Raw genomic sequence first — 24,538 nt, 5'->3', positions numbered from 1 at the left:
AAGGCCGCGATACTTGAGTCATGGATCTACCTGAGCTCGCACGGGACACGACCGCCGACCACCCCTGGCCGGTGCGTCTACTGTCGGCCAAGATCGAGGACTACATCGCACGCATGTCGATGGTGTGGGTCGAGGGCCAGGTCGTGCAGCTCAGCCGCCGGCCCGGATCCGGGATGGCCTTCCTCACGCTGCGCGATACCGAGATCAACGAGTCACTGTCGGTGAGCGTCTACACGCGTGTCCTCGAGGCCGGGCCGCCCATCAAAGAGGGCGATCAGGTCGTCGTGCGAGCCAAGGCGACGTTCTGGCGCACCCGCGGCTCCCTGCAGTTGCAGGCCGATCAGATCCGCCCCGTCGGGGTCGGCGACCTCCTCGCCCGCATCGAGAACCTCAAGCGGACACTGGCCGGGGAGGGCCTGTTTGATGCCGATCGGAAGCGGCCGTTGCCGTTCCTTCCGCGCGTGGTGGGCCTGGTTTGCGGACGAGAATCCAAGGCCGAGCACGACGTGCGCGTCAACGCGGCGGCACGCTGGCCCGCAGTCGTGTTCGAGACGCGCCAGGTGGCGGTGCAAGGCGCGCAGGCGGTGGGACAGGTCAGCGCGGCCATTGAGGAACTGGACGCCCTTGAACTGGTCGATGTCATCGTCGTCGCGCGCGGCGGCGGCTCCGTCGAGGACCTGCTGCCGTTCTCCAACGAGGCACTCGTCCGCGTCGCCGCTCACTGCCGCACCCCGCTCGTGTCGGCCATCGGCCACGAAACCGACACCCCACTGCTCGACCTCGTTGCCGACTTCCGCGCATCGACTCCCACCGATGCCGCCAAGCGCATCGTGCCCGACCTGCGCGAGGAGATGGGCGGGGTCGCGCGCGCCCGCGCGCGTTTGGGAGAACTCGTCCACCGGCGTCTCGACAGGGAGGAGAACGGCCTGGCCGCGCTGCGCACCCGGCCGGCCCTCGCGCGGCCCGAAACCGTCATCGAAGCCCACGAGGAGCGCCTCGCCGCGGCAACTGGCCGGCTCCGGGCGCACCTGGAGAACAGACTCATACGGGCGGAGAGAGACCTCACCGCGCTCAAGACCGGGGTCCGCGCGCTCTCGCCAGCGCACACGCTGGAACGCGGGTACGCGATCGTGCAGGGGCCCAGCGGCGAAATCGTGCGGGATTCCGCTCAGATCACGCGCGGGGACGAGGTCCTCGCCCGACTCGCCGCGGGAACGCTCACGGCGACGGTGACAGCGACGAATCAATACCCGCCGTCCACGAGTGGTTAACTTAGGGACGTGACCACTTCGGCAAAGCCCCAAGTCCCGGCGGACATCGAAGCCCTCAGCTACGAGGACGCCCGCGACCAACTGATCGAGATCGTGTCCTCGCTCGAATCGGGCGCAGGCACGCTCGAGGAGTCGCTGTCACTATGGGAACGAGGCGAGGCACTCGCTCAGCACTGCCAGCGCTGGCTCGATGACGCGCGCAACCGGCTGGATGCCGCGCGACAGGTAGCGGATGAGCCCGAAGCGACCCCCGGATCCAACGTGTGAGGAGCACCGATGACATCGCAACCCCTTATCGGAGAGCCCCCGGTTCCCTATCGGAAACTGGTCATCGGCGAGGCACTCATCGACGTCGTTCAGCAGACGGATGGCACGGTTCGCGAACACTGCGGCGGATCACCCGCGAACGTGGCGATCGCGCTGGGCAGGCTGGGCCACGCAGTTGATCTCATCACCTGGCTGGGCAAGGATGCCTACGCAGACATCCTGCGCGACTGGCTCACCGACTCCGGTGTCACCATTACCGCCGGCACGAGTGCCGCACCGTACACGCCGCTAGCTACTGCCGTGCTCGACCACGACGGGTCGGCAACCTACACCTTCGATCTCACGTGGGATCTCGATACCAGTGCTCAGATCCCGGCGGATACGGCGGTCATTCACGTCGGCTCCCTCGCAGCAACCCTCGAACCCGGAAGCGACAAGGTCTACGAGCTCATGCGCACGGCTCGCGGCGCCACGACCGTATTCGATCCGAACATCAGGCCCTCGCTCGTGTCGGATCCGGAGGAGACCCGCCGCCGCGTCGAGCGGTTCTTCGACGCTTCCGACGTGGTCAGGGCCAGTGACGTCGACCTGCTCTGGCTCTACCCCTACACCGATCCCATCGAGGTGGCACGCCGGCTCGTGCGCGATCGCCGTCCTTCGCTCGTCGTCGTGACGCAGGGCCCGCAGGGCGCAACCGCAGTCACCGAGCATCTGGAACTGCACACTCCGACTGCGGCCACGACCGTCGTCGACCGCGTCGGTGCCGGCGATGCGGCCACGGGCGCGGTGATCGACGGCCTGAGCCAGGCCGGATTGCTCGGCAGTGAAAACCGGGAGCGACTCGCGAACATTGATCGCGAAACCTTGCAGGCGATCCTGGACTGGGCCGCCCAGCTCTGCGCTTACTGCCTCTCTAAACAGGGAGCGAATATGCCGCGACGCACCGATCTGACCACAACCCTCGCCCTACCGACAGGAGTTCCCAAGTGATCGAACAGCCCATGACCCCCGCCGAGGCATGGTTGTCGCTCAAAGAGGGCAACGCCCGCTTCATGTCTGGCAATGCCGACCACCCGTCGCAGGATGTCGCCCGCCGTCACGAGCTCGCTGCCGCGCAGGCACCATTCGCGGTCATTTTCGGCTGCTCGGACTCGCGCGTGGCCGCTGAGATCATCTTCGATCGCGGCTTGGGTGACGTTTTCGTCGTTCGCACCGCCGGTCACGTCCTGGACACAACAGTTATCGGCTCCATCGAGTACGGGGTCGATCTTCTGGGTGCCAGCCTAATCGTGGTCCTTGCGCACGATCACTGCGGCGCCATCGCCGCCGCCCATCACACACTGACGACCGGTGAGAACGCCAAGGGATTCGTGCGCGCTGTGGTCGATCGCGTGCTGCCATCCATCGTCACCACCGGCGGAGACGGCCACGACCCGAAATTCGCGATCGACCCCGTTGAACTCGGACGCGAGCACGTCAAGCACACCGTCGACATGCTGTACGGGTATTCCGCAACGATCGCCAAGGCCGTGGACGAGGGCCGTTGCGCCATCGTCGGCGTCGAGTACGAACTGCACGATGGCCGGGCCAGCCTGCTCGAATCGCTCGGCCAGCTCTGACAACGGGCGGGCGTGTTGCCTGCCCCACCGGCCAGGAATTTGGTGCACCATGGTGCCCATGGAATATCGCATCGAACATGACACCATGGGTGAGGTCCGCGTGCCGGCGCACGCGCTGTACCGGGCACAGACGCAACGCGCGGTCGAGAACTTCCCGATCTCCGGAACCCCACTCGAGCGCTCGCACATCGAGGCCCTCGCCCGCATCAAGAAGGCGGCCGCGCTGGCCAACGCCGAGCTCGGGGTCATCGAGCGCGATGTCGCCGACGCGATCGCCGCAGCCGCCGATCGCGTGGCGTCCGGAGAGCTGGACGAGCACTTCCCGGTGGACGTTTACCAGACCGGCTCGGGGACCTCGTCCAATATGAACACCAACGAGGTGCTGGCCACCCTGGCCACCGCTTCGCTCGGCCGAGACGTGCACCCCAACGATCACGTGAACGCCTCGCAGTCCTCGAACGACGTGTTCCCCACCTCGGTCCACGTGGCCGCGACCGCCGGCGTCCTGCGAGAACTGATCCCGGCGCTCGACCACCTCGCCGGATCGCTCGCCGCGAAGGCCGGCGAGTACGCGGCGGTCGTGAAATCGGGCAGAACGCACCTCATGGATGCCACTCCCGTGACCCTGGGGCAGGAATTCGGTGGGTATGCCGCCGCGATCCGCTACGGCATCGAGCGGCTGAAATCTGCGCTTCCTCGCGCGGCAGAGGTACCCCTGGGCGGCACCGCGGTGGGAACAGGAATCAACACGCCCGCCGGCTTCCCGCAGCGCGTCATCGAGCTACTCCGGGAGGACACCGGCCTGCCCCTGACGGAGGCCCGGGACCACTTCGAGGCGCAGTCCAGCCGCGACGGGCTCGTGGAACTATCCGGCGCGCTGCGCACGATAGCCGTGTCGCTCACCAAGATCTGCAACGACCTGCGCTGGATGGGATCGGGACCGAATACGGGGCTGGGCGAGATCGCTCTGCCCGACCTGCAGCCCGGCTCCTCGATCATGCCGGGCAAGGTCAACCCCGTCATCCCCGAGGCCGTGCTCATGGTGGCCGCCCGCGTCGTGGGTAACGATGCCACCGTGGCGTGGGCCGGCGCGTCGGGCTCGTTCGAGCTCAACGTGCAGATCCCCGTCATCGCCCAGGGTGTGCTCGAATCGATCCGGTTGCTGAGCAACGCCTCTCGAGTGCTCGCGGACAAGACGATCGCAGGGATTACGGCGAACGAGGAGCGGTGCCGAGAACTCGCCGAGTCGTCGCCCTCCATCGTGACGCCCCTGAACCGGACCATCGGATACGAATCCGCGGCCAAGGTGGCCAAGCACGCCGTCCTGCAGGGCACTACCGTGCGACAGGCCGTCATCGAGCTGGGTTTCGTGGACCGGGGCGAGCTCACCGAGGCGCAGCTCGACTCCGCGCTCGACGTGCTGAGCATGACCCGGCCACCAGCCGCTGACGAGGGCTGACGAGGGCTGACGGGGTGACATTGGCAGGCCGTCGCGCAGCGCGAGCCTGACCGGCCACGCTACGCACGGTCGGTCACTGCACGTCCCACAGGTGGTGGACGACATCATGGAGGTGGTACAGCGCAATCGATCCAATCGTGAAGTGCGCACCGCCCGACCGTAGCCCTGCTCGGCTCCAATCGGTGACCCGGTCGTATTCGCGAGCCGCGTCGCGGGCGGATCGGCCGATTTCGTCGCCGACGATGAGCGGATCCTGCAGGTCGTACCGATCCTCCAGCGCGGTGGCATCCTGATCCCAACTCGGGAACGTCGGCGAATCCTCGATCTGCATGAGCGCGACGCGCTCTTTCATGACTCGGTGGACATCGCGCACGTGACACGCATACTCGAGGTCGGACCATTTGCCTGGATCGCGTCGCGCGGCCGCATCCGGGCGCCGGACCACGTCAAGCCATTCGTCGGCGTTTGCGAGGAGATGGCCGGAGACCTGATCCGATCGGATCTGCGTGGGATCGAATCCGCATTCGGGACAACGCCTCTCGGTGACCCACGTCCAGTCCTTCGTATCCGGCTCAATTGCCATTCCGGGCCTCCACTCATCCGCTCACTCGCTGCGAGCCCCGTACGCGACTGCGTACGGTCCCTCGCACAAGGCAATCAGACCATCGGCCATTCCGCCACGCCAGCACGCGTCACTGCCCAACACAACACCGGTTGTGGTTGCCAGACACCCGCTATGCGCGGTGCCGGGCAACCACAACCGGTGTTCTCGTCAGGAGGAGGCGCAACGGGGACCGCAGATGGGAAGAGGCAGGGCAGCGGTCACACCTCGATGGATTCCAGCATCTCGGTCACTAGAGCGGCGACCGCGGATCGCTCGGGACGTACCAGGGTGACGTGGGCGAAGAGTGGGTGGCCCTTGAGTTGCTCGATCACCGCGGCGACGCCGTCGTGCCGCCCGACCCGCAGGTTGTCGCGCTGAGCCACATCGTGAGTGAGCACCACGCGCGAATTCTGCCCGATGCGCGAGAGCACCGTCAGCAGGACGTTCCGCTCCAGCGACTGCGCCTCGTCCACGATGACGAACGAATCATGGAACGAGCGCCCCCGGATGTGCGTGAGAGGTAGTACCTCCAGCATCCCCCGATCGACAACCTCTTCGATGACGTGCGGGCTGACGACGGATCCGAGGGTGTCGAACACGGCCTGACCCCACGGGTTCATCTTCTCGTTCTCAGTGCCGGGAAGGTAGCCCAGTTCCTGACCGCCCACGGCGAAGAGCGGGCGGAAGACGACGACCTTTCGGTGACGGCGGCGCTCCATGACCGCTTCCAGGCCGGCGGCCAGGGCGAGCGCGGACTTGCCCGTCCCGGCGCGTCCACCAAGTGACACGATGCCGATCGAATCGTCGAGAAGGGCGGAGATCGCTAGCCGCTGCTCCGCGGACCTGCCGTGCACGCCGAAGACCTGCTGCTCGCCGCGAACCAGTTCAATGTGCTTGTCCGCAGTGAGGCGACCAAGAGCGGATCCCCGTTCGGAGTGGAGAATGAGGCCCGTGTGGCACGGTGCGGCGCTCATGGCTTCGCGCGCTGAAACGTCGAGATCGGCGACGGCGATGGACTCGTCCTCCCACAACCGATCGATCTCGGCGGCGGAAAGATCCAACTCGGCCACGCCCGTCCAGCCGGATTCCGGCGTCATCTCCGCGCGGTATTCCTGCGCCGCCAGGCCCATGGCCGAGGCCTTGACGCGCATGGGGAGGTCTTTGGAGACGACGGTGACGTCGTGCCCCTCGAAGCCGAGGTTCGCCGCCACGGCGAGGATGCGGGTGTCGTTGTCGCCGAGTCGGAACCCGACGGGAAGGACCTGCGGATCGATGTGGTTGAGTTCGACGCGCAACGTGCCGCCACTTTCGCCGACGGGGATCGGCTTGTCGAGACTTCCGTGCTGGATGCGCAGTTCATCCAGGAGGCGCAGCGCCGCCCGGGCGTAGTAGCCGAGATCTGCATGGTGGCGCTTGCCCTCGAGTTCGGTGATGACCGTCACGGGGAGCACAACATCGTGCTCGGCGAATCGCATCAGTGCCTTGGGATCGGACAGCAGGACCGAGGTGTCCAGGATGAACGTCTTGCGTCCGCCGATCACCGGCAAGTCCCGGCTGGTGTGGTTCGCGTTCTTGGCTGCCATGTCATCTCCTCACGGCGCTAAGCGCGCCGTCATCTCGGTGCGCTTAGTGTGCGGGAGCGGACTTTCCACCCATGGGTTCAAATTACATCCGTGTTATTCGTCCCGCCAGCCCTTGCGAGCACAATTCACGCATAGTTCACAAAGCAGGATTTGCACTCAGTGCAAAATTGCACTTAGTGTAAGGCGCGTGCCCTCACAGGATCCGCTCGCGCCATCTCCGCGCAATCGCACCCGGAAGTCAGTGCTGGCCGCCGCGCGTGTCCTCGTCGCCGAGCGCGGCGCGTTCGATCTGACCTTCGACGAGATCGCGGAGCGAGCGGAGGTCTCGCGCCGAACGATCTTCAACCACTTCCCCACCCGCGAGGACCTGGTCATCGCGCTGTGCGAGGACGTCGTGGTCGATGTCATCGAGGCCATGACCCTCGAACTCCAGGCGGCACCCACAGGCGCATACACGGTTCCCGACTACTTCGCGGCGCTGACCTCGTCCCTCACCGCGATCGACCTGCCCGCGGTCATCGAGCGCATCGCGAAACTGATCGATCCCGACGATCGACCCGCGCGGCGCACAGCGCTCCTGACCACCGCCTTCAGCACAGTCGGCACGCTCATCCACGACGAGACGAGACGTCGACTGCCCACGCTCGGCGAACTGCAGGTGGATCTGCTCGCAAGCGCCTTCATCAACGGGATCTGCGTCATCGCCGAGACCTGGCACTCAGACCCCGGCGCCGACCCGGATCGCTCGAAATGGTCCGCCATGCTTTCGACCCTCATGTCCTCGCTTGAACGAGGCTACGCCCACACCGCCTAACACCTGGAAAGGCAACTAATGGCCGCATTCCTGTACCGTCTTGGCCGATTCTCCGCGCGCCGAGCCTGGCTCGTCGTCAGCGCGTGGATCGTCCTACTCGGCCTGCTCGGTGGGGCGTACGCCGCCTTCTCGGGCACGATGAGTTCGGCGATCACCATCCCGGGCACGCCGACCAGCGAGGTCACCGACATGCTGGAACGGAAGTTCCCCAGCGCCAGCGGCGGCACGGGCTCCATCGTCATCGAATCCAAGACCGGGGATGCTTTTACGGCCGAGCAGAAGACCGCCATCAACGACACGCTGACGGCAATCGGACAACTGAACGGCGTCCAGGGCGTCGTGAACCCATTCGACGTCGAGGCAATGCGCCAAGAATCGGCGAACCAACTGGCCGCAGCGAAAGAGCAGGCCGCGGCAGCGACGGATGCCTCCGCGGACGCGGCGCCCGCCGAGCCAGCGGCGCCCGCGGAGCCGGCTGCGGCACCCGAGCCAGCGGCGTCATCGGAGGATATCGCGGCGGCATCAGCGCTGCTCACGGCCAGCGCCACTGTCTTCGACGCCGCGCAGGAGTACCGCACAGTCTCGGAGAGTGGCGCCGCGGCCATCGCAACCATCCAGTTCGGTGGCGATTCCATGGCGCTGCCGCCCGACCTCAAGGACGGCATCCTGTCAGCCCTTGAGAAGGCGACCACCGAGGATCTCGGCTTCTATCCATCAACCGAGATCTCCCAGGAAGTCCCCGAGATCATCGGGGCAGCAGAGATCATCGGCATCGTCATGGCTGGAGCCGTGCTCCTGATCATGCTGGGCACCGTGTCGGCGGCGATCCTACCGATCATCAGCGCCCTCGTAGGCGTCGGCATCGCAGCAACGGGTGCCCTGGCGCTCTCGGGTGTCATCGATTTTCTGAGCGTCACACCGGTCCTGGCCATCATGCTCGGCCTCGCGGTCGGTATCGACTATTCGCTATTCATCCTGCACCGCCACCGTAAGCAGCTGCGGGCGGGCATGGACCTGGACGAGTCGATCGGGCTCGCCAACGGCACCTCGGGGAACGCGGTAGCCTTCGCGGGCTCGACCGTGATCGTGGCCCTATTGGGTCTCAACCTCACGGGCATCCCGTTCCTGGGGCTCATGGGCAACGTGGCGGCCGCCGCCGTGCTGGTGGCTATTGCGGTCGCCACGACCTTCACCCCGGCGCTGCTCAAACTGACGGGAATGCGCGTGCTCAAGCGCAGCGAGCGCGCCAGCATCGGTCACGAGAAGCATCGTCAGGAGCCCAGCACGCCGATGCGGACGGGCTGGGCGATCGCCCGCGTGGTCCTCGCGACCGCAATGCTGGCCATCATCGCGATTCCCGCCGCCTCCATGCGCCTAGGCCTGCCCGGCGGGGAGTCGGAGCCGATCGGCTCCCCCGCGCACAGCGCATTCACCGTCACGGCGGCGCAGTTCGGCGAGGGCTATGAGGGTCGACTCCTCGTCATCGAGACGCTTCCCGCTCCCGTCACGGAGGACACTGCGGTGCTCGCGCAGGCCCCCTTCGTGGAGCAGCTGATGGCGCGCGACGATGTCCGCGCCGTGGTGCCCGTCGGCCTCTCCGAGGATGGCACGCTCATCGCCTATCAGGTGATCCCGTTCGAGGGCGCTAACGCGGAATCGACGGCCGACCTCGTGAACGCGCTGCGCCAATCCAGCCCGCTCACCGTCGCTGGCCAGCAGGTCGAGATCGGCGTCGCGGGCAGTGCCAGCGCCGCGATCGACGTCTCGCAACGCCTCGCCGACGTCCTGCCGCTGTACCTCTCCGTCGTGGTCGGCCTGTCGCTGATCATCCTCATCATCGCCTTCCGATCGATCTTCGTGCCCCTCATCGCGTCGATCGGCTTCGTGCTGTCGCTCTTCGCCACGTTCGGCGGCCTCACCGCGATCTACCAGTGGGGCTGGCTGGCGAGCGTGTTCGGCGTGACCGCTCCCGGCCCTATTCTGAGCTTCCTGCCGGTCATCACCATCGGCATCCTGTTCGGCCTCGCGATGGACTATCAGTTGTTCATCGCTGCGGGAATGCGGGAGGCGTACGCGCACGGGGCAAGCGCGCGAATCTCGGTGGTCCGCGGATTTCGCGCCGGCCGGGCCGTCGTCACCGCGGCGGCCATCATCATGATCTCGGTGTTCGGCGGCTTCATCTTCGCCGATGCGAACATGATCCGCGCGATCGGGTTCGGCCTGGCGTTCGGCGTGTTGGTGGACGCGTTCATCGTCCGCATGACCATCATTCCGGCGGCGATGCACCTGCTGGGCGACAAGGCGTGGTGGATCCCGCGGTGGCTGGATCGGATCCTGCCCAACGCGGACATCGAGGGCACCCGGCTTGAGCGCGAGCACCCGGTTCCGGTCACGCAGGACTAGCCGTTCTGCGTAGGCGTAGCCGCCGTCTGTGGCCCCTGGCTGAGGCGGGCGGCGGCTACGGTTGGCGATCCGCCGACGAGGCCGCCGCGCGTATCGTCTCTGCGCGGGCCAAGGCGCTCAGTTGAACGGCCGGACCTGCACGCTGCCGCGGCACACTCGGGATGCCTCCACCGCAACCCCGAGCGCGTCATCGCGATTCGGGACGTCGATGATCCACAGCCCATTGATGTACTCCTTCGACTCCACGAACGGGCCGTCCGTGAGCAGCGGCTCTGCGCACTGCCGCCCGGCCGGATGAAACGCCGACAGTCCGTGCCGCGTCGATCGTCCCGATCCCGAGTTCGGCGGTTTTGGCCGGGCGAATCCAGGACGAGTTCTCCGTCGCTAGTTCCCGCTGTTGCGCCTCAGCGAGCGCAAGGCCCGGATAGCGTCGGAACGCCGGTCATTGACCGGCCGCCCGATGGCTGTCGCGGAGGCACGCGATTGGGAGCGATGGAAGCCGATGATCGTGCCTGCACCGTCGAGCAATTTCTCGAGCCGCGGTTGGAGATCGGGGTACGGCGTCGTCTTGTCCACGCGGTACTTCAGCACGAGGAACTGGCCGGTGTCATAGATCCGGTGGTCCTCGCGCGACTGACTGAACTCGGCATTCAGGTCGACGACCGAGTCGATGACGGACACACGCACGACGGTGCGGGGAATGCTAGTGGTCAGCGGCACGCGGATCGCCGAGGTGACGAGCAATCGTCTCAGGGCTGCCACGAGCGATTCCTCGGCGAGCGTCGCCTTGTCGATCACCTGGATGTCGTAACTGTGGCACAGCGAGAGGAACTCGTCATCGACCACGAGCGAGGGGCGCAGCAGGATCACCTGATCAGCTCCGTCGCCGAGGTGCTCCCGCGTGGCGTATGCCGCGCGAATCTGGTCGCCGATGGGCAGCGCCTGATGCTCCTCGGAAAGCTTGCAGTCGATCACGTGCAGGCGCCCGGAAGCGTTGACCACGACGTCGACCTCCTGGACCGCACGCTGCCCGTCGTAGAGCACTGCGCTGATCCCGATATCATCGGCTGCCACTCCGATGCCGCGCACGAGGCAGACGACGAACGCCTCGAACAGCGGTCCGTAGCCGACCTTGTTGGTTGCGCGAGCACGGACGGCTCCCGCCGCCCGGGAGAACTCGTCCTCCCAATCCGCCCCGGCGATCGTGGCCCCGGCCGCGCGCTCGATCTCAACGGGGAATTCACGCGGCTCCACGCGTGCGGATCTCTCCTCGTCACTCCAGGTAACGGCAAGCAGATCCGCGACGGTGAACCGGTCGATGGCGGAAGGATCTAGGCCAGTGACCTTGCCGATTCGGCCGCCGGGAAGGAGACGCTGCCACGGCCCATTGGCGTCGCGATAGATGACGGGCAGGTGCGGGTGGCGATCGAGGATGCGAGGGATGGAGTATGAACCCAGCCGGGTGAGTCCCGACGCGTCAAGAACCCACGAGGTGTCGGCGGCGCAGGCCTCGTCCACGATGCTCGCCACCGCATCGGCGTCATCCGGACCGATCGGGGCGAGCTTCGCCACCCGGGCAGCGGGCAGCGAATGGCCCACGAAACTGGCGAGGCGATCGGCCGCTCCGGCCGGTCCCGCAAGTTCGTCGAACGGCACCACGATCACGTCGGTGAGCGTGTCCGCCCACTGCGCCAGGGCATCGATCTGCGGCCATAACCGCTGACCCGCGAACAGGATCAAGCCCCTGGGCGCCACGATCTGCGACTCGTCTGGTGCGGTCATGATTCTTCTCAACCCCCTCGGCCTGGACCTGCTCCGATGCGCGTCCGGCGTGCCCAACCTATCGCAGGGCTCGGACACGATCGAACTCCTGACGCTACGCGTCCTGCGGCGCGTACGAATCCCACGCAACTTCGCACACCCTCGGCGACGGTGACATCGACCCGTTCACTCCCATGAGGTCGGATCAGTGGCTCCGGCTCTTCATTCCGGTCCCAACGGGTCGCTGGACCCGCCTACGGCTGGGTCGTCGGAGAGCAAGGACTCGTCACAGCAGTCTGCCGTCATTGGGCCGGTACCGGACTGCCCAAGGAAAACATCATGTTCTGCGGATACTGGCGGGCGAGGCGCTGAAGTTTTCCCATATCAGCCCTTGTCCGGCTACTGATCCACCGTGAACCGATCAAGGGCAGAAGCGTAAGCGTCGGCGACAGTCCCACATAGTTCCTGTACCAACGGCAGTTTTTCCGGCGTGAACCATCCCTCTGGCGTATACCCATCGCTCAACGAGAACCGATCTTTCACCGTTCTCACGAAATCGTCCCCTGTGAGATCCTCGACTGCGATCCCCGAGTTTTTGCCCTGGTAGGCACCGAGGGGAACGAACACTCTCCCATCGGGATAGACGGTCACAACCGAGCGCATACCGTTGGCCGACGGACCGGGCGCGTGGAGACCGATCAGGTGCTTCCCGCCTCGCAGCAGGGGATTGACCTTGAATCCCGCACCCTTCCACCAACTGACCAGTGCTGCGGCTGCATGGCGTAAATGCTCATCCGCGTACACATCCAGCACCACTTCGACAGATGCCGAGCGGGAACGCCCTGCGATATTGCCCGCCATTTCTTGCAGGAAGGCGCTCGGCTCCGCTACAACGGTGAAAACCGGTGCCCATGGTCCGCCGTCAACGCGGACGGCCCTCGCCTCCACAAGCCATACTTTGATGCCTGTGCCCGAGCGGGCCGCGATGTCGTTGAGATAGTGAACGACATCTCGGAATTCATCGCGATGATCCTCGGCGACGACGATCAGTCCACCCGCTTCTGCCGATACCGCATAGGCGAGGCCTCGCGTGAGGTGATCGTGGTCCCCACGCCCGTACTGATTCTCGATGACGTACCGCGTGCCATCTGAGCCGCTCGCCAGAATATCTATCCGGCGTCCACCGGTGGCAGGGACCTCTATTGTCGCGTCGGCTAAGCCCAGGCCGAGATCCTCGTCCAAAGTTTCAAGGTGGTTCGCGAGTTCCGGGGTGAAGTCCGTCGCCTCACCCTTCCACGCGTGAGTGAGCCTGCCCCACTCCGCCTTTCCCATAGCCATGACGAGAGCCTAGCGGAAGTGCCGGACTCGCAGCACGGGACCCCAAGGCGGCGCTAACGGCACACGAGCGTCGAAACCAGATGCTCGCACGGACTGAATGAATAACGGTGTGTGGGTCCGGCCTGATCCGAGAGGAGATGGCCGTGGCTGACACGACCGAATTGTTGGACGAGGCGATGATTGATCCCGTGACCGGGGAGATCATCGATCAGAAGGAACTCGCGCAGCGCCTGCTCGCGCAAGCGAAAGAGGAGGGCGTGAGCCTGACCGGGCCGGGAGGCCTGCTCAGCCAGCTCACGAAGAACGTGCTCGAGACCGCGGTGGACGCGGAGCTGACTGAGCATCTCGGGCATGAGCACGGCGGAACCCCGATCGCGGAGAACATGCGCAACGGGACTCGCGTGAAGACGGTGCTCACGGAGATCGGGCCCGTCGAGATCGAGGTGCCCCGAGACCGTGATGGGTCGTTCGAGCCGATGATCGTCCCCAAGCGCAAGCGCCGACTGGACGGGGTCGATCAGATCGTGCTGTCGCTGACCGCGCGCGGGCTGACGACTGGTGAGATCGCGGCGCATTTCGATGAGGTCTACGGGGCGAAGGTCTCCAAAGACACCATCAGCCGCATCACGGAGAAAGTCGCTGGCGAGCTCGCCGAATGGACTTCTCGTCCGCTAGACCCGCTGTATCCGGTGATCTTCGTCGACGCGATTCGATAGTGAAGGTTCGGGACGGGCAGGTCCGTAACACCCAGTCTCTCAGTCGTGATGGGCGTCACCACGAGCGGGGAACGCGAGATCCTCGGGATATGGGCCGGGGACGGTGGTGAGGGCGCGAGGTTCTGGTTGCAAGTATTCACCGAGCTGAAGAACCGGGGCGTGGAGGACGTGCTCATCGCCGTCTGCGATGGTCTGAAGGGTCTGCCGGAAGCGATCAACACGACTTGGGAGCAGACGGTCGTGCAGCAGTGCATCGTGCACCTCATTCGGAACTCGTTCCGCTATGCGGGCCGGCAGCACCGCGACGCGATCGTGAAGTCACTCAAGCCCGTCTATATCGCTCCCAGTGAGTCGGCAGCGAAGGACCGGTTCGAGGAGTTCGCCGCCGAGTGGGGCGGACGGTATCCGGCGATCATCCAGCTCTGGCGGAGCAGTTGGGCGGAGAACGCGTGCGTTCCTGGAATACGACGTCGAGATCCGCCGAGTGATCTGCACGACCAACGCGATCGAGTCAATCAATGCGAGATACCGGCGGGCTGTCCGAGCGCGCGGCCACTTCCCGAACGAGCAAGCAGCGCTGAAGTGCTTGTACCTGGTGACGAGGTCGCTTGACCCGACCGGCGGCGGGAGAGCGCGCTGGGTGATGAGGTGGAAGCCCGCGCTCAACGCGCATCCGATCACCTTCGCCAGACGGTTCGAGAGAACCACCCACTAATGAAAACCGCCGGACCCCACACACCGTTTATCGGACAGACCCTCATGACAAGGTCGTTGCGTGCATATGATCGCTCCGTTTGGCATCGTCGGGGAGAGCACCTCTGCTTCGGGCCCGTAGGCGGCCACGGATAATGATTGCGGCCCCGGCGATGATGCTGGCGCCGGCCCAGAGCTGGGGTTGGGTGAGGCCGAGCAGGGCTGGTTCGTTGATCCTTAGATACTCCACTGCGAAGCGTGCCATGCCGGACAGGATGAGGTAGGCCCCGAAGATCTCCAGCGCTGGGCGGGTGCGTCGCTGCAACGCCCACAGCAGGGCAGCGATGATGAGGGCGGCGAGCGTCTCGTACAGGGGTGTGGGATGCACGGGCACGTCGGTGGCGACGATCCCATTGGGGAGGGCAACGCCCCAGGGTAGGCCGGTGGGTGTGCCGTAGGTGCCGTCGCCGGACAGCCAGCAGCCGATCCTCCCCACGCCGTAGGCAAGTGTCAGAGGGATCGTCGCGGCGTCGATGACGGTGGCGGCGGGCAGGTGGCGGCGGTGGATCATGACCAGGAAGGTGGTGATGCCGCCGATGAGGCCGCCGTACCAGGTGAACCCGGAACCGCCGAGGTGGTGCCAGGTGAACTCGTCGGCGTGCTCGATCAGGAAGTAGATCTTGGCGCCGACGAACCCCCAGAAGGTCGCCCAGATGACCAGGCTGTGGGCGTCCTCCTTCTTCAGTCCGTGGCCGGCGAACGCCCGGCCGAGCAGGTAGGCCGCCAGCAGCGCGGCGGCGGCCTTGCTGACGCCGTAGGACTGGATGTCGAAGCCGAGGATGGAGAACAGGACCGGTTGCATGGGGTGCTTCCTTGGTTGGCCACGAGGCCCGTGGCAGGTCGGGCGGCCGAGTCGGGCGGGTCAGGGAGTGGTGACGGTGTCCGGTGTGGCGTCGTCGGTGATCTGGCGCGTGCTGGGTGCCTCGTGCTGGGAGTTGCAGGAGCCACAGCACTGGTGCTCCTCAGTTCGCTGCTGGGAGTCGTGGCGTCCGGACATGGCGTGCGGGTTTTCCTGTTCGAAGAGTGGGTGTGCTCGGGCGATGGTGGGGGTCAGAGGTTGTCTCGGACGATGTCGAGAAGTTCGGTTGGTGCAATCCACATGGAGGGGTAGTCGCCTTGCCAGACCTGTTTGCCGTCGGCGTCGATGAGGACGAAGCCATGCCCGGGCAGGCCTTCGTGCATGCCGGTTCCGAGGGTCCCGTACTGCTCCGAGACGGTGCCGTCGTCGAGCAGGAACGGGGTCGAGGCGCCGAGGCGCTGGCGGTCGGCGTTGATCTGCTCGGCAGTGTTCATGACGATCGGTAGGACGGTGATGCCGGCGGCGGCGAAGCCGGGCTCGGCCTCGATCTGGGCTTGCTGGACGATGCACGCGTCACAGCCGGCGCCCTCGTTGAAGTACAGGAGCACCGGTGACCCGCGCAGGTCGGACAAGGTGACTGTGCCGCCCTCGGAGTCGGCCAGCGTGAAGTCCGGCGCTGTCCGTACATCGGCGGATTCCTGTGGGCGGGCCGATAGCAGTGCGCTGGTGACCAGTGCGATGACGATCACGGCCGCGGTGATCCAGATGGCCCAGATGATCAGGTGGCGTCGGCGTTGACCGCGGTTCTGCTCGGCGCGGACTTGTTCGAGGGCGTCGTGGCGTTCTTTGGTGCGTTTGGTGGCTGAGCCGGAGGTCATCGGCGGGTCCTTGGTGGTGAGGGCTGGTGGCAGGACGGCTGGGTGTCGTCGTTGTGCTGGGAGGGGTGGCCCTCCACTGGGGTGAGATCGGGCGCAGGAGGAGGCTCTGCGGGGGCAGCGTCGTCGGGGGCAGCGTCGTCGGGGGCAGCGTCGACCGGGCGACGTCGCCCGGTCAGGGTGACCGCGACCAGCCCGGCAACGACGAGGAACAGCAACAGCGCCTGGATGACCTCGGGAACCGGGGCAGCCCACTCCTGGACACGGAGGAACACGTCGGTGAGCCGTTCGGCGAACCACGACTGGGCGGCGGTACCGCCGGTCATGTCCGAGCTGTTCGCCAGCGCGATGATCCCCACACCCATAGCCAGGAACCCGACGGCGACCACGAGGTTGACGGTGTTGGTCACCAGCACCCGGCCGGCCAGGCGGATCCGGACCGGCTTGGCGCGCAAGAATCGACGCTCGTTGAGCTTGGCCTTGTCCCACAGCAAGGCCATCGCGAACAGCGGGAACACCATGCCGAAGACGTAGGCGACCCCGAGCACGAGCCCGCCGGCAGGGGTCGCCGACAGGGCAGACAGCGTCATGACGCCCACCAGGACCGGCGCGCAGCAGGCGGACGCGATGCCGGAGAACACCCCGAGGGCGAAGAAGCTGGCCGTGTCGGCCCGGGTGGTGTCCGGAGCGCGCATGAACGAGGGAAGCGACCACATGCGCCCGGACAGGGACAGAGCGGCCAGGGCGATCATCAGGACACCACCGGCGTAGTACAGCGGCGCGTGGTAGCGGGCGATCGCCCCGGCCAACACGCTCGCCCCCAGTGTTAGTGGCAGCAGCACCAGGGCGAGCCCGGCGGCGAAGACGAACGTCAGCGGCAGCAGGCGCCAGCGGCGATTCTTCACCGCGGCGGCCAGGTAGCTGGGTGCGAGGAAAACGATGCAGCACGGCGCGAACAACGCGACCCCACCGGCCAGGAACGCTGCGATGACGCTGCCGGTGTTCAGCAGCTCACTGCCCATGGCTGCCCGCCGCAGGGAAACGCGCGGCGCCGCGGGTGGTCAGTAGTTTGGTGAGCTTCTTGCGCGGGAGCCGCCCGGCGCTGAAGTAGGCGCCGTCGATGAGCACCAACGGGTTGAGCGCGGGCCGGTGCTCGGCGACCAGCCGGGCGCCTCTGGGGCTCTCCATGGGGATGAACTCGAGGTCGAAGACGAACTCGCGCGCCAACTCCGCCAGCGCCTGTTCGGCGTCCTGGCAGAAGTGACAGGCGGGCGAGGGCACGACGGTCACATGGACCGTGTCTGTCGGATTTGGGCTCACCAGGGCCCTCCCTTTCTGTTCCGAGCGTCGAGAACGCGGACGTGCGAGATCGACGCCAAGATCGATTGTTGGCCCGCACGTCTGCGGTGCCGGTGTCGGTACCATCAAGTTTCGATGAAGCCCTCGCCCCCTGCTCCGGGGTGCTGTGCAACGGCTCTCAGGTGCTTTGCTGCTCACCTATGCCTCCCGTGTCGAGAGAAGCATCCGAAGGGTGAGGGATGCAGCGGGGTTCGAATGGCTTCCTCGACCTACGGGCCGATGAGGTGAATGAGAAAGGGGTCGCAGATCAGGCGTCCTCGTTGCTCGTGTGGTCTCGGCTCGCATTGCGCGAATGACGTTGCGACCTTGATCGGATCTTCATCGCTCAACGATCGGGTCTTGATGCCGGCACGAGATCCTGATAGAGCCAAGTCTTGGGGCCGGTATGACCAGCCTGGGCACGACGATGGCGCAGGCAGACCACCGTGTGTGGCATAGCGGATGAGGAGCGGGATTCTTGGGCATGAAGAGAAGGTTGACGGTGGCCGTTGGCGCCACTGCGCTGGCCGTTGTGCTGGCAGCGTGCGGGACAGCGCCTGGATCCTCCGAGTCGGAGGAGACATCGGCGACGCCGACGGCGGCTGAGTCGGTCGAGACCGGGGACGTTGCCGGGCACAACGCGGCGGATACCGAGTTCGTGCAGATGATGATCGTGCACCACGAGGGTGCGATCGAGATGGCTGATCTCATCGTGGAACGGGCCCAGACCGAGCAGGTGCGTGAGCTGGGTGAGCGGATCCGCGATGCCCAGGGACCCGAGATCGAGCAGATGACGGGGTGGCTGGAGTCGTGGGGCGAGGAGCTGCCCGCCGAGGCCGAGCATGGCGCGATGGACCACGGCGGGATGGACATGGGCGGCATGGACCAGCAGGAGGCGATGGAAGCCATCCGGAACGCTGAGGGTGCCGAGGCGGACCGGGTGTTCCTGGAGCTGATGATCGAGCACCACCGAGGAGCGATCGAGATGGCTCAGGCGCAGGTCGAGAACGGTCAGCACCCCGATGCCATCGCGCTCGCCGAGGACATCATCACGGCCCAGGAGGCCGAGATCACCGAGATGGAGCAGATGCTGCAGGACTCCTGGCTGTAGGACTCACCGCAAGGCGTATGGCTGCATCTCATGACGCGGCGCAGCGCCGGGGAACCGATCGGCTAGGACTCGACGGTTCCCCGAGCGCTGCGCCGCGAGGTCCTCGTTGGTCTTGCAGGATTGGCGTATGGCTCGTATTAGCACCCGATGAGGCGGCCCGGCACCAACCGATAGACATCGCCGGAAGGTCAACACTCACAATGGATACCATGAAGAGCTCCACTCCTGATGGTCGCCGGGCCCTTGTTGTCGACGATGAGCAGGCGCTGGCGCGTGTGCTGGCCGGCTATCTGGAGCGGGAGGGCTTCGAGGTCGACCTGGCCTTCGACGGGCCCTCCGCAGTGGAACTGGCCCGGCAGAGTGATCCACTGGTGATCATCCTCGACCTGGGCCTGCCGGGCCTGGACGGGGTGGAGGTCTGCCGGCAGATCCGGACCTTCTCGGACTGCTACATCCTCATGCTGACCGCTCGCGCCGAGGAGATCGACACGTTGATCGGGTTGTCGGTCGGGGCCGATGACTACATGACCAAACCGTTCAGCACCCGTGAGCTCATTGCTCGGGTCGGGGTGATGATGCGACGACCCCGCGCCGCGCAGTCGGGGGTGGCGCTCACCGAGCAATTGGTCTTTGGTGGGTTGAGTATCGATCCGTCGGCGCGTGAGGTGCATCTGGATGGTGAGCCGGTGGCGCTGACGCGCACCGAGTTCGACGTGTTGGCGGCCCTGGCGGCCCATCCGCGGCAGGTGTTCACCCGGCAGGCGTTGATCAATGCAGTGTGGGGTGGGGACTGGGTGGGCGATGAGCATCTGGTGGACGTGCACCTCCTGCATGTGCGTCAGAAACTGGGCGACAGCGCCAAGGAGCAGAAGTACGTGCGCACGGTGCGCGGCGTCGGGTACCGGATGGGCACGGGCCAGTGACCACCCGGGAGATTCCAGGGCGCGCGCGCGGGATCGCTGTGCGCCTGATCATCGCGATGGCGCTGGTGGTCCTCGCTGGAGGTCTGACGGCGTTGCTGGTCGCTGCTCTAGCGGGGCCGGTATTCTTCCACCATCACCTGATCGAGGTGGAGAACTCTCCCGGGACGACCTTCGAGCATGCCGAGGCCGCCTTCATCTCGGCCAGCACGCTGACCCTGGCCGTCGCCCTGGGGGCCTCGGCGCTGACGTCTCTGGCCGCCAGTCTGATCCTGGCCCGCCGCATCGGCGCCACGCTGGGCACCATGTCCACCGCCGCGGCACAAGTGGCCGCGGGCCGGTTCGAGGCCCGCGTGGCACGACCACAGGTGGGTGCAGAGTTCGATGAGCTGGCCGACGCCTTCAACGACATGGCCACCCGCCTGGATCACGACGAACTGCTCCGGCGGCGGCTGATGGCCGACGTCGCTCATGAGCTGCGCACCCCGGTCGCCACGATCTCCGCCACTGTAGATGCCCTGGAGGATGGAGTGCAGGAGTTGAGCCCGCAGACCATCGAGGTGCTGCGCACCCAGGCCTCTCGCCTGACTCGCTTAGCCGCCGACCTCGCCGCCGTCACCCGGGCCGAGACCGGCGCGTTACGCCTGGACCGGCAGCCCATGGTGCCTCAGGAACTGCTGGAGGTGGCGGCGGAGTCCGCCCGCGAGCGGTACGCCGCCGCCAGGGTCGGCCTGGTCGTCGAGACCAGCGCGCAGCTGCCCGAGGTCTGGGTCGATACCGACCGATTCGGACAGGTGCTGGCCAACCTGCTGGACAACGCGCTGCGCCACACCCCCGCCGGTGGCCAAGTCACCCTGGGCGCGAGCAGACACAGAAATGATGTTCGGCTGGTCGTTGCCGATACCGGTGAGGGCATCGACCCGGTCCATCTGCCCCATGTGTTCGAACGGTTCTACCGGGTCGATACCGCACGCGACCGTGACCACGGCGGCTCCGGTATCGGGTTGAGCATCACCCGGGCGCTCGTGCACGCCCACGGCGGGACGATCACCGCCCACAGCGCCGGTACGGGCACCGGTACCCAGTTCGTCATCGACCTTCCCACAACGACAGCGCCCACCGACGTGGGCGATCGGTACGCCGCCGATCTTCAGTGAGACTTCATCAGGCGACCGTCTCTTCTTGATCCACCTCGCCCAGGCTGGAAGAAAGCCGGTGATACGCACCGGACCTGGGCAAGGAGACCGTGATGGGCCTGTGGTGCAACCAGATGGGCGCGGGCGGCTGGGCCGCGATGATCGCGCTGTGGGTCGCGGTGTTGGCCGGGGTCATCTGGGCGGTGTGCCGAATGTTCCCCACCCCTCAACGACGGGCCGAGCGCGACCTTGACCCGCAGGCGCTCCTGGATGCCCGCCTCGCCGCAGGCGAAATGGACCCCGAGACCTACCGGTCGCTGCGCTCCCACCTGGCCGACTCCTCCCACCTGGCCGGCTCTGAGCCGGTCACAACGAAAGGACCACGATGAAGCACCACCTCAAGCACATGGCCATCGGCGCGGTCGTCATCCTCGCCGTCCTGCTGGCTTTCGGCGTCGATCTCGGCCAGGCGCTGCAGTACGCGATCCTACTGGCCTGCCCCTTGGGGATGGTCGCGATGATGTTCTTCATGAACCGACAAGGCGGTCACAACCACGGCGGCGCCACCGGCCAGGACGCGGGCCACGAGCACGTCACGCCGACCCGCGAGAACCACGAACGCATCCCCTGAGACCGACCCTCGGCCCAGGCGTCGGCACTTCCGTTCTGGCCGGCCCGGGCGTGCCACCGCTGATCCCACTGCAGCGCACACGCCCGCGCCGGCCTCGTCATTCCTGCACACCGTAGATGGCATGGGTCACGCACAGCGGGCGTCTTCATCGAACTTTCATCGATCCATCAGGGCGGTACAGGTTCCGCCCGCCTACCGTAGGAGATACCCCCACTGGGTATCGGCGGGGTTCGAGCCATCCGGTCCAACAGGAAGGAGCGAGGTCATGGTAATCCTCGCCACGCTGGCCGCGGCCTTGGTGCTGACGGCCCTGATCGGTTGGTACTTCTTCGGTCCGAAGAAGTCCCGGCGCGCCGAGGTCGATGGCGGTGTGCAGGTCGTGACCGTGGCGGTCAAGGGCGGCTACAGCCCCGACGTCATCGAGGTCGTCCAGGGCCTCCCGGTGCGGATGGTCTTCGACCGTCAGGAGTCCGGGGACTGCTCCTCCCGGGTGGTCTTCCCCGACTTCAAGGTCAACCAGTCCCTGCCCGCCTACGCCACCACGGCGGTGGACTTCACCCCCCAGGAGGTCGGTGAGTACGGCTTCGCCTGCGGGATGAATATGCTGCACGGCAAGGTCCGCGTGGTCTCCGGCACCGCTGCCGCTGGTGGTGCCGACTCGGGTGCTGCGGCAGCCTCGAACCCACCCACCGGTGGTGGCGTGATCGCACCCCCACGCCCGACCGAGGAGATCGCGCCGGTGACGGGCGCTCCGCACGAGCACCAGAGCGGGGGCGAGACTGCCACCACCGCGGTGGGTGGTCCGGTGGCGCTGCATGTGGCCGACGACGAGTCGGTCGATGCGGAAGCCGCCGAGCGCGCGACCGAGATCGCCGATCTGCGTCGGCGAGTGATCATCGGCGCGGTGCTGACCTTCCCGGTGCTGGTGGCGGTGATGGCCCATGAGCTGTTCGGGGCGATGTGGCCCGGGGTGCTGCTGGAGCCGTGGCTGCAGCTGCTGCTGATCGCCCCGGTCATGGTCTACACCGGCTGGCCGATCCACCGCACCGGGTGGCTGGCACTCTCGCACCGCACGGCCGAGATGAACTCCCTGATCACCCTCGGCACGATCGCCGCCTTCGGGTTCAGCCTGGTGGCCACCTTCGTCCCGGACGTGCTGCCCGCCGATGCCCAAGAGGTCTACTACGAGGCCGTCGGGGTCATCTTGACGCTGATCCTGCTGGGCCGGCTGCTGGAGACGAAGGCCAAGGCCGGAACCGGTGAGGCCATCCGGGCCCTGATCGGCCTGCAGCCACGCACCGCGCGGGTCATCCGCGCCGGTGAGGAGCTGGAGATCGGCGTCGGTGACGTCCAGGTCGGTGACGTGATCGCGATCCGCCCCGGAGAGAAGCTGCCCGTGGACGGCGAGGTCAGCGAGGGCACCTCGGCGATCGATGAGTCGATGGTCACCGGCGAGCCGATCCCGGTCCTCAAGGCCGCCGGGGACACCGTCATCGGTGCCACGATCAACCAGACGGGGGCGTTCCGCTACGTGGCCACCAAGGTCGGTGCGGACACCATGCTCGCCCAGATCATCCGCCTGGTCCGCGAGGCCCAGGGATCCAAGGCCCCGATCCAGCGCCTGGTCGACAACGTCGCCAGCTACTTCGTGCCCGCCGTGATCGTGATCGCAGTCTGGACGTTCGCGATCTGGTCCCTGGTCGGCCCGCCGCCGGCCGGGATCTTCGCCCTGGTCGCCGCGGTCGCGGTGCTGATCATCGCCTGCCCCTGCGCCCTGGGCCTGGCCACCCCGCTGTCGATCACCGTCGGTACCGGCAAGGGCGCCACCCACGGCATCCTGATCCGCTCCGCCGAGGCCCTGGAGACCGCCCACAAGCTCACCACCGTGGTCCTGGACAAGACCGGCACCATCACCAAGGGCGCCCCGTCGCTGACCGATGTGCTACCGGCTGACGGGTTCGACGACACCGAGCTGCTGGCCCTGGTCGCCGCCGCCGAACGCGACTCCGAGCACCCGCTCGCGGCCGCGATCGTGGCCGGAGCCACCAACGCCGGCCACGCCCTGGGCACACCACAGGAGTTCACCTCGATCACCGGTCAGGGCGTGCGCGCCCTCGTCGAGGGCCGCCAGGTGCTGGTCGGCAACAAGCGTCTGCTCACCGGCGCCGGCATCGACCCCACACCCCTGACCGGCGACCTCGAACGTCTCGCCCGGGACGGCAAGACACCCATGCTCGCCGCTGTGGACGGTCGCCCGGCCGGAGTGATCGGCGTGGCCGACACCCTCAAGGACGGCTCCATCGAGGCGATCGCCGCCCTGCAGGCGCGCGGGCTGGACGTGGTGATGATGACCGGCGACAACCGCGACACCGCCGCAGCCATCGCCCGCCAGGTCGGCATCACCCGGGTCCTGGCCGAGGTCATGCCCGAGCACAAGGCCGCAGAGGTCAAGCGCCTGCAAGCAGGCGGCGGGATCGTGGGGATGGTGGGCGATGGCATCAACGACGCCCCCGCCCTGGCCCAGGCCGACGTCGGCTCGGCCATCGGCACCGGCACCGACGTCGCCATCGAGTCCTCCGACATCACCCTGATCTCGGGGAACCTGTCCGGACTGGTCACCGCCGTGGACTTGTCCCGGGCCACCATGCGCAACATCCGCCAGAACCTCGGCTTCGCCTTCGGCTACAACGCCCTGGGCATCCCCATCGCCGCAGGAGTCCTCTACCCCGCCTTCGGGCTGCTGCTCAGCCCGATCATCGCTGCCCTGGCCATGGCGCTGTCCTCACTGTCGGTCGTCGCCAACGCCAACCGGTTGCGCCGCTTCAACCCCGCCCCCGTGGCCGCGGCCATCACGACACCGGCCAGAGCCACCGAACCCGTGGTCGAGCTCGGAGCGGACCACCACCACGACGAGAACACCAACGACGACAAGGAAGAGAACGCCATGACCCACCACCACGACAACGCCTCGCACCAGAACGCCACCGTGACCGACCCGGTGTGCGGGATGAGCATCGACCCGGCCACCGCCGCAGCCACCCGTGAGCACGACGGCGTCACGTTCGCCTTCTGCTCCGCCCACTGCGCGGCCACCTTCGACGCCGACCCCCACCGCTACAGCCACCCCGCCCACTAAGCAC

General features: G+C 66.7%; 24 protein-coding genes and 1 pseudogene. 15 read left to right on the top strand and 10 right to left on the bottom strand.

Features of this window, described 5'->3' with window-relative positions; genetic code table 11:
- Positions 1-20 precede the first annotated feature (20 nt).
- Genes xseA through FB461_RS02240 form a run of 5 tightly spaced genes read left to right on the top strand, consistent with a single transcriptional unit; the run spans position 21 to position 4,616 of the window.
- On the top strand, positions 21-1,271 hold the full coding sequence (gene xseA, locus FB461_RS02260; RefSeq protein WP_142118576.1) for an exodeoxyribonuclease VII large subunit: 1,251 nt from the start codon (positions 21-23) through the stop codon (positions 1,269-1,271).
- A gap of 9 nt (positions 1,272-1,280) precedes the next feature.
- Positions 1,281-1,538, top strand: coding sequence for an exodeoxyribonuclease VII small subunit (locus FB461_RS02255; protein ID WP_142118574.1), 258 nt, complete (start codon positions 1,281-1,283; stop codon positions 1,536-1,538).
- Positions 1,539-1,547: 9 nt separating this feature from the next.
- Entirely contained in the window at positions 1,548-2,528 is a 981-nt protein-coding gene (locus tag FB461_RS02250; RefSeq protein WP_142118571.1) for a carbohydrate kinase family protein, read from the top strand.
- An 11-nt stretch (positions 2,529-2,539) separates the two neighbouring features.
- Positions 2,540-3,157 carry a carbonic anhydrase gene (locus FB461_RS02245; RefSeq protein ID WP_142120665.1) on the top strand — a complete coding sequence of 206 codons (618 nt, stop codon included), beginning with the start codon at positions 2,540-2,542 and terminating at the stop codon, positions 3,155-3,157.
- 58 nt (positions 3,158-3,215) lie between these two features.
- On the top strand, positions 3,216-4,616 hold the full coding sequence (locus FB461_RS02240) for a class II fumarate hydratase (RefSeq protein ID WP_246045965.1): 1,401 nt from the start codon (positions 3,216-3,218) through the stop codon (positions 4,614-4,616).
- A gap of 73 nt (positions 4,617-4,689) precedes the next feature.
- Here the strand turns inward: FB461_RS02240 and FB461_RS02235 are convergent, their stop codons facing one another.
- Positions 4,690-5,199: a DinB family protein gene (locus tag FB461_RS02235; protein ID WP_142118567.1), complete on the bottom strand. Its 510-nt coding sequence runs from the start codon at positions 5,197-5,199 to the stop codon at positions 4,690-4,692.
- A 239-nt stretch (positions 5,200-5,438) separates the two neighbouring features.
- Entirely contained in the window at positions 5,439-6,803 is a 1,365-nt protein-coding gene (gene phoH2 / locus FB461_RS02230) for an RNA 5'-3' helicase PhoH2 (protein ID WP_142118565.1), read from the bottom strand.
- Positions 6,804-6,990: 187 nt separating this feature from the next.
- On the opposite strand from phoH2, the gene FB461_RS11935 reads away from it, so the two are divergent.
- A complete protein-coding gene (locus FB461_RS11935; protein ID WP_170222570.1) occupies positions 6,991-7,617 on the top strand; it encodes a TetR/AcrR family transcriptional regulator in 627 nt (208 codons plus the stop codon).
- 18 nt (positions 7,618-7,635) lie between these two features.
- On the top strand, positions 7,636-10,020 hold the full coding sequence (locus FB461_RS02220; protein WP_142118560.1) for an MMPL family transporter: 2,385 nt from the start codon (positions 7,636-7,638) through the stop codon (positions 10,018-10,020).
- Positions 10,021-10,137: 117 nt separating this feature from the next.
- Here the strand turns inward: FB461_RS02220 and FB461_RS02215 are convergent, their stop codons facing one another.
- The gene (locus FB461_RS02215; protein ID WP_281282069.1) at positions 10,138-10,287 is read right to left on the bottom strand and encodes a YciI family protein; all 150 of its coding nucleotides are present in this window, start codon (positions 10,285-10,287) and stop codon (positions 10,138-10,140) included.
- A gap of 117 nt (positions 10,288-10,404) precedes the next feature.
- On the bottom strand, positions 10,405-11,802 hold the full coding sequence (locus tag FB461_RS02210; protein ID WP_142118556.1) for a hypothetical protein: 1,398 nt from the start codon (positions 11,800-11,802) through the stop codon (positions 10,405-10,407).
- 183 nt (positions 11,803-11,985) lie between these two features.
- Here FB461_RS02210 and FB461_RS02205 point away from each other — a divergent pair, with 183 nt between their 5' ends.
- A complete protein-coding gene (locus tag FB461_RS02205) occupies positions 11,986-12,153 on the top strand; it encodes an SIP domain-containing protein (RefSeq protein ID WP_142120663.1) in 168 nt (55 codons plus the stop codon).
- 27 nt (positions 12,154-12,180) lie between these two features.
- On the opposite strand, the gene FB461_RS02200 is transcribed toward FB461_RS02205, so the two are convergent.
- On the bottom strand, positions 12,181-13,119 hold the full coding sequence (locus FB461_RS02200; RefSeq protein ID WP_142118554.1) for a PDDEXK family nuclease: 939 nt from the start codon (positions 13,117-13,119) through the stop codon (positions 12,181-12,183).
- A 176-nt stretch (positions 13,120-13,295) separates the two neighbouring features.
- Between FB461_RS02200 and FB461_RS02195 the strand changes: the two are divergent.
- Positions 13,296-14,550: pseudogene (locus FB461_RS02195) on the top strand (IS256 family transposase).
- A 42-nt stretch (positions 14,551-14,592) separates the two neighbouring features.
- Here the strand turns inward: FB461_RS02195 and FB461_RS02190 are convergent.
- From FB461_RS02190 to FB461_RS02175, 5 genes are read right to left on the bottom strand one after another with little or no spacing between them, the layout of a single operon-like run.
- Complete coding sequence (locus FB461_RS02190; RefSeq protein WP_142118552.1) at positions 14,593-15,390, bottom strand: prolipoprotein diacylglyceryl transferase; 798 nt, start codon at positions 15,388-15,390, stop codon at positions 14,593-14,595.
- 60 nt (positions 15,391-15,450) lie between these two features.
- Positions 15,451-15,585: a hypothetical protein gene (locus FB461_RS12410; protein ID WP_281282056.1), complete on the bottom strand. Its 135-nt coding sequence runs from the start codon at positions 15,583-15,585 to the stop codon at positions 15,451-15,453.
- Between the two features lie 53 nt (positions 15,586-15,638).
- Positions 15,639-16,265: a peroxiredoxin family protein gene (locus FB461_RS02185; protein ID WP_142118550.1), complete on the bottom strand. Its 627-nt coding sequence runs from the start codon at positions 16,263-16,265 to the stop codon at positions 15,639-15,641.
- Positions 16,262-17,284 carry a cytochrome c biogenesis CcdA family protein gene (locus FB461_RS02180; protein ID WP_142118548.1) on the bottom strand — a complete coding sequence of 341 codons (1,023 nt, stop codon included), beginning with the start codon at positions 17,282-17,284 and terminating at the stop codon, positions 16,262-16,264. Before FB461_RS02180 ends, FB461_RS02185 begins: the two co-directional genes overlap by 4 nt.
- A complete protein-coding gene (locus FB461_RS02175; RefSeq protein WP_142118546.1) occupies positions 17,274-17,582 on the bottom strand; it encodes a thioredoxin family protein in 309 nt (102 codons plus the stop codon). Before FB461_RS02175 ends, FB461_RS02180 begins: the two co-directional genes overlap by 11 nt.
- 502 nt (positions 17,583-18,084) lie before the next feature.
- Between FB461_RS02175 and FB461_RS02170 the strand changes: the two genes are divergently transcribed.
- The 6 genes from FB461_RS02170 to FB461_RS02145 all read left to right on the top strand — a co-directional run bounded on the left by FB461_RS02170 (position 18,085) and on the right by FB461_RS02145 (position 24,534).
- A complete protein-coding gene (locus FB461_RS02170) occupies positions 18,085-18,711 on the top strand; it encodes a DUF305 domain-containing protein (protein WP_142118544.1) in 627 nt (208 codons plus the stop codon).
- A gap of 200 nt (positions 18,712-18,911) precedes the next feature.
- Positions 18,912-19,634 (top strand): response regulator transcription factor, encoded by a 723-nt coding sequence (locus FB461_RS02165; protein ID WP_142118542.1) that lies wholly within the window; start codon positions 18,912-18,914, stop codon positions 19,632-19,634.
- Entirely contained in the window at positions 19,631-20,788 is a 1,158-nt protein-coding gene (locus FB461_RS02160) for a sensor histidine kinase (RefSeq protein WP_246045964.1), read from the top strand. Before FB461_RS02165 ends, FB461_RS02160 begins: the two co-directional genes overlap by 4 nt.
- A gap of 92 nt (positions 20,789-20,880) precedes the next feature.
- Positions 20,881-21,156 carry a hypothetical protein gene (locus FB461_RS02155; RefSeq protein ID WP_211349820.1) on the top strand — a complete coding sequence of 92 codons (276 nt, stop codon included), beginning with the start codon at positions 20,881-20,883 and terminating at the stop codon, positions 21,154-21,156.
- The gene (locus FB461_RS02150; RefSeq protein WP_142118540.1) at positions 21,153-21,398 is read left to right on the top strand and encodes a DUF2933 domain-containing protein; all 246 of its coding nucleotides are present in this window, start codon (positions 21,153-21,155) and stop codon (positions 21,396-21,398) included. Before FB461_RS02155 ends, FB461_RS02150 begins: the two co-directional genes overlap by 4 nt.
- A gap of 265 nt (positions 21,399-21,663) precedes the next feature.
- Positions 21,664-24,534: a heavy metal translocating P-type ATPase gene (locus FB461_RS02145; protein ID WP_142118538.1), complete on the top strand. Its 2,871-nt coding sequence runs from the start codon at positions 21,664-21,666 to the stop codon at positions 24,532-24,534.
- Positions 24,535-24,538 lie beyond the last annotated feature (4 nt).

It is taken from the genome of Rarobacter faecitabidus, assembly GCF_006716265.1.
GTDB lineage: Bacteria > Actinomycetota > Actinomycetes > Actinomycetales > Cellulomonadaceae > Rarobacter > Rarobacter faecitabidus.
The sequence above is the reverse complement of the archived record's forward strand: the minus strand, read 5'-3'. Positions and strand labels throughout refer to the sequence as shown.

What these genes read in the sequence shown, in the direction of transcription:
- xseA (WP_142118576.1), top strand. Translation starts at nt 21, where the DNA reads ATGGATCTACCTGAGCTCGCACGGGACACGACCGCCGACCACCCCTGG.
- FB461_RS02250 (WP_142118571.1), top strand. Translation starts at nt 1,548, where the DNA reads ATGACATCGCAACCCCTTATCGGAGAGCCCCCGGTTCCCTATCGGAAA.
- FB461_RS02245 (WP_142120665.1), top strand. Translation starts at nt 2,540, where the DNA reads ATGACCCCCGCCGAGGCATGGTTGTCGCTCAAAGAGGGCAACGCCCGC.
- FB461_RS02240 (WP_246045965.1), top strand. Translation starts at nt 3,216, where the DNA reads ATGGAATATCGCATCGAACATGACACCATGGGTGAGGTCCGCGTGCCG.
- FB461_RS02235 (WP_142118567.1), bottom strand. Translation starts at nt 5,199, where the DNA reads ATGGCAATTGAGCCGGATACGAAGGACTGGACGTGGGTCACCGAGAGG.
- phoH2 (WP_142118565.1), bottom strand. Translation starts at nt 6,803, where the DNA reads ATGGCAGCCAAGAACGCGAACCACACCAGCCGGGACTTGCCGGTGATC.
- FB461_RS02220 (WP_142118560.1), top strand. Translation starts at nt 7,636, where the DNA reads ATGGCCGCATTCCTGTACCGTCTTGGCCGATTCTCCGCGCGCCGAGCC.
- FB461_RS02210 (WP_142118556.1), bottom strand. Translation starts at nt 11,802, where the DNA reads ATGACCGCACCAGACGAGTCGCAGATCGTGGCGCCCAGGGGCTTGATC.
- FB461_RS02200 (WP_142118554.1), bottom strand. Translation starts at nt 13,119, where the DNA reads ATGGCTATGGGAAAGGCGGAGTGGGGCAGGCTCACTCACGCGTGGAAG.
- FB461_RS02190 (WP_142118552.1), bottom strand. Translation starts at nt 15,390, where the DNA reads ATGCAACCGGTCCTGTTCTCCATCCTCGGCTTCGACATCCAGTCCTAC.
- FB461_RS12410 (WP_281282056.1), bottom strand. Translation starts at nt 15,585, where the DNA reads ATGTCCGGACGCCACGACTCCCAGCAGCGAACTGAGGAGCACCAGTGC.
- FB461_RS02185 (WP_142118550.1), bottom strand. Translation starts at nt 16,265, where the DNA reads ATGACCTCCGGCTCAGCCACCAAACGCACCAAAGAACGCCACGACGCC.
- FB461_RS02180 (WP_142118548.1), bottom strand. Translation starts at nt 17,284, where the DNA reads ATGGGCAGTGAGCTGCTGAACACCGGCAGCGTCATCGCAGCGTTCCTG.
- FB461_RS02170 (WP_142118544.1), top strand. Translation starts at nt 18,085, where the DNA reads ATGAAGAGAAGGTTGACGGTGGCCGTTGGCGCCACTGCGCTGGCCGTT.
- FB461_RS02165 (WP_142118542.1), top strand. Translation starts at nt 18,912, where the DNA reads ATGGATACCATGAAGAGCTCCACTCCTGATGGTCGCCGGGCCCTTGTT.
- FB461_RS02155 (WP_211349820.1), top strand. Translation starts at nt 20,881, where the DNA reads ATGGGCCTGTGGTGCAACCAGATGGGCGCGGGCGGCTGGGCCGCGATG.
- FB461_RS02150 (WP_142118540.1), top strand. Translation starts at nt 21,153, where the DNA reads ATGAAGCACCACCTCAAGCACATGGCCATCGGCGCGGTCGTCATCCTC.
- FB461_RS02145 (WP_142118538.1), top strand. Translation starts at nt 21,664, where the DNA reads ATGGTAATCCTCGCCACGCTGGCCGCGGCCTTGGTGCTGACGGCCCTG.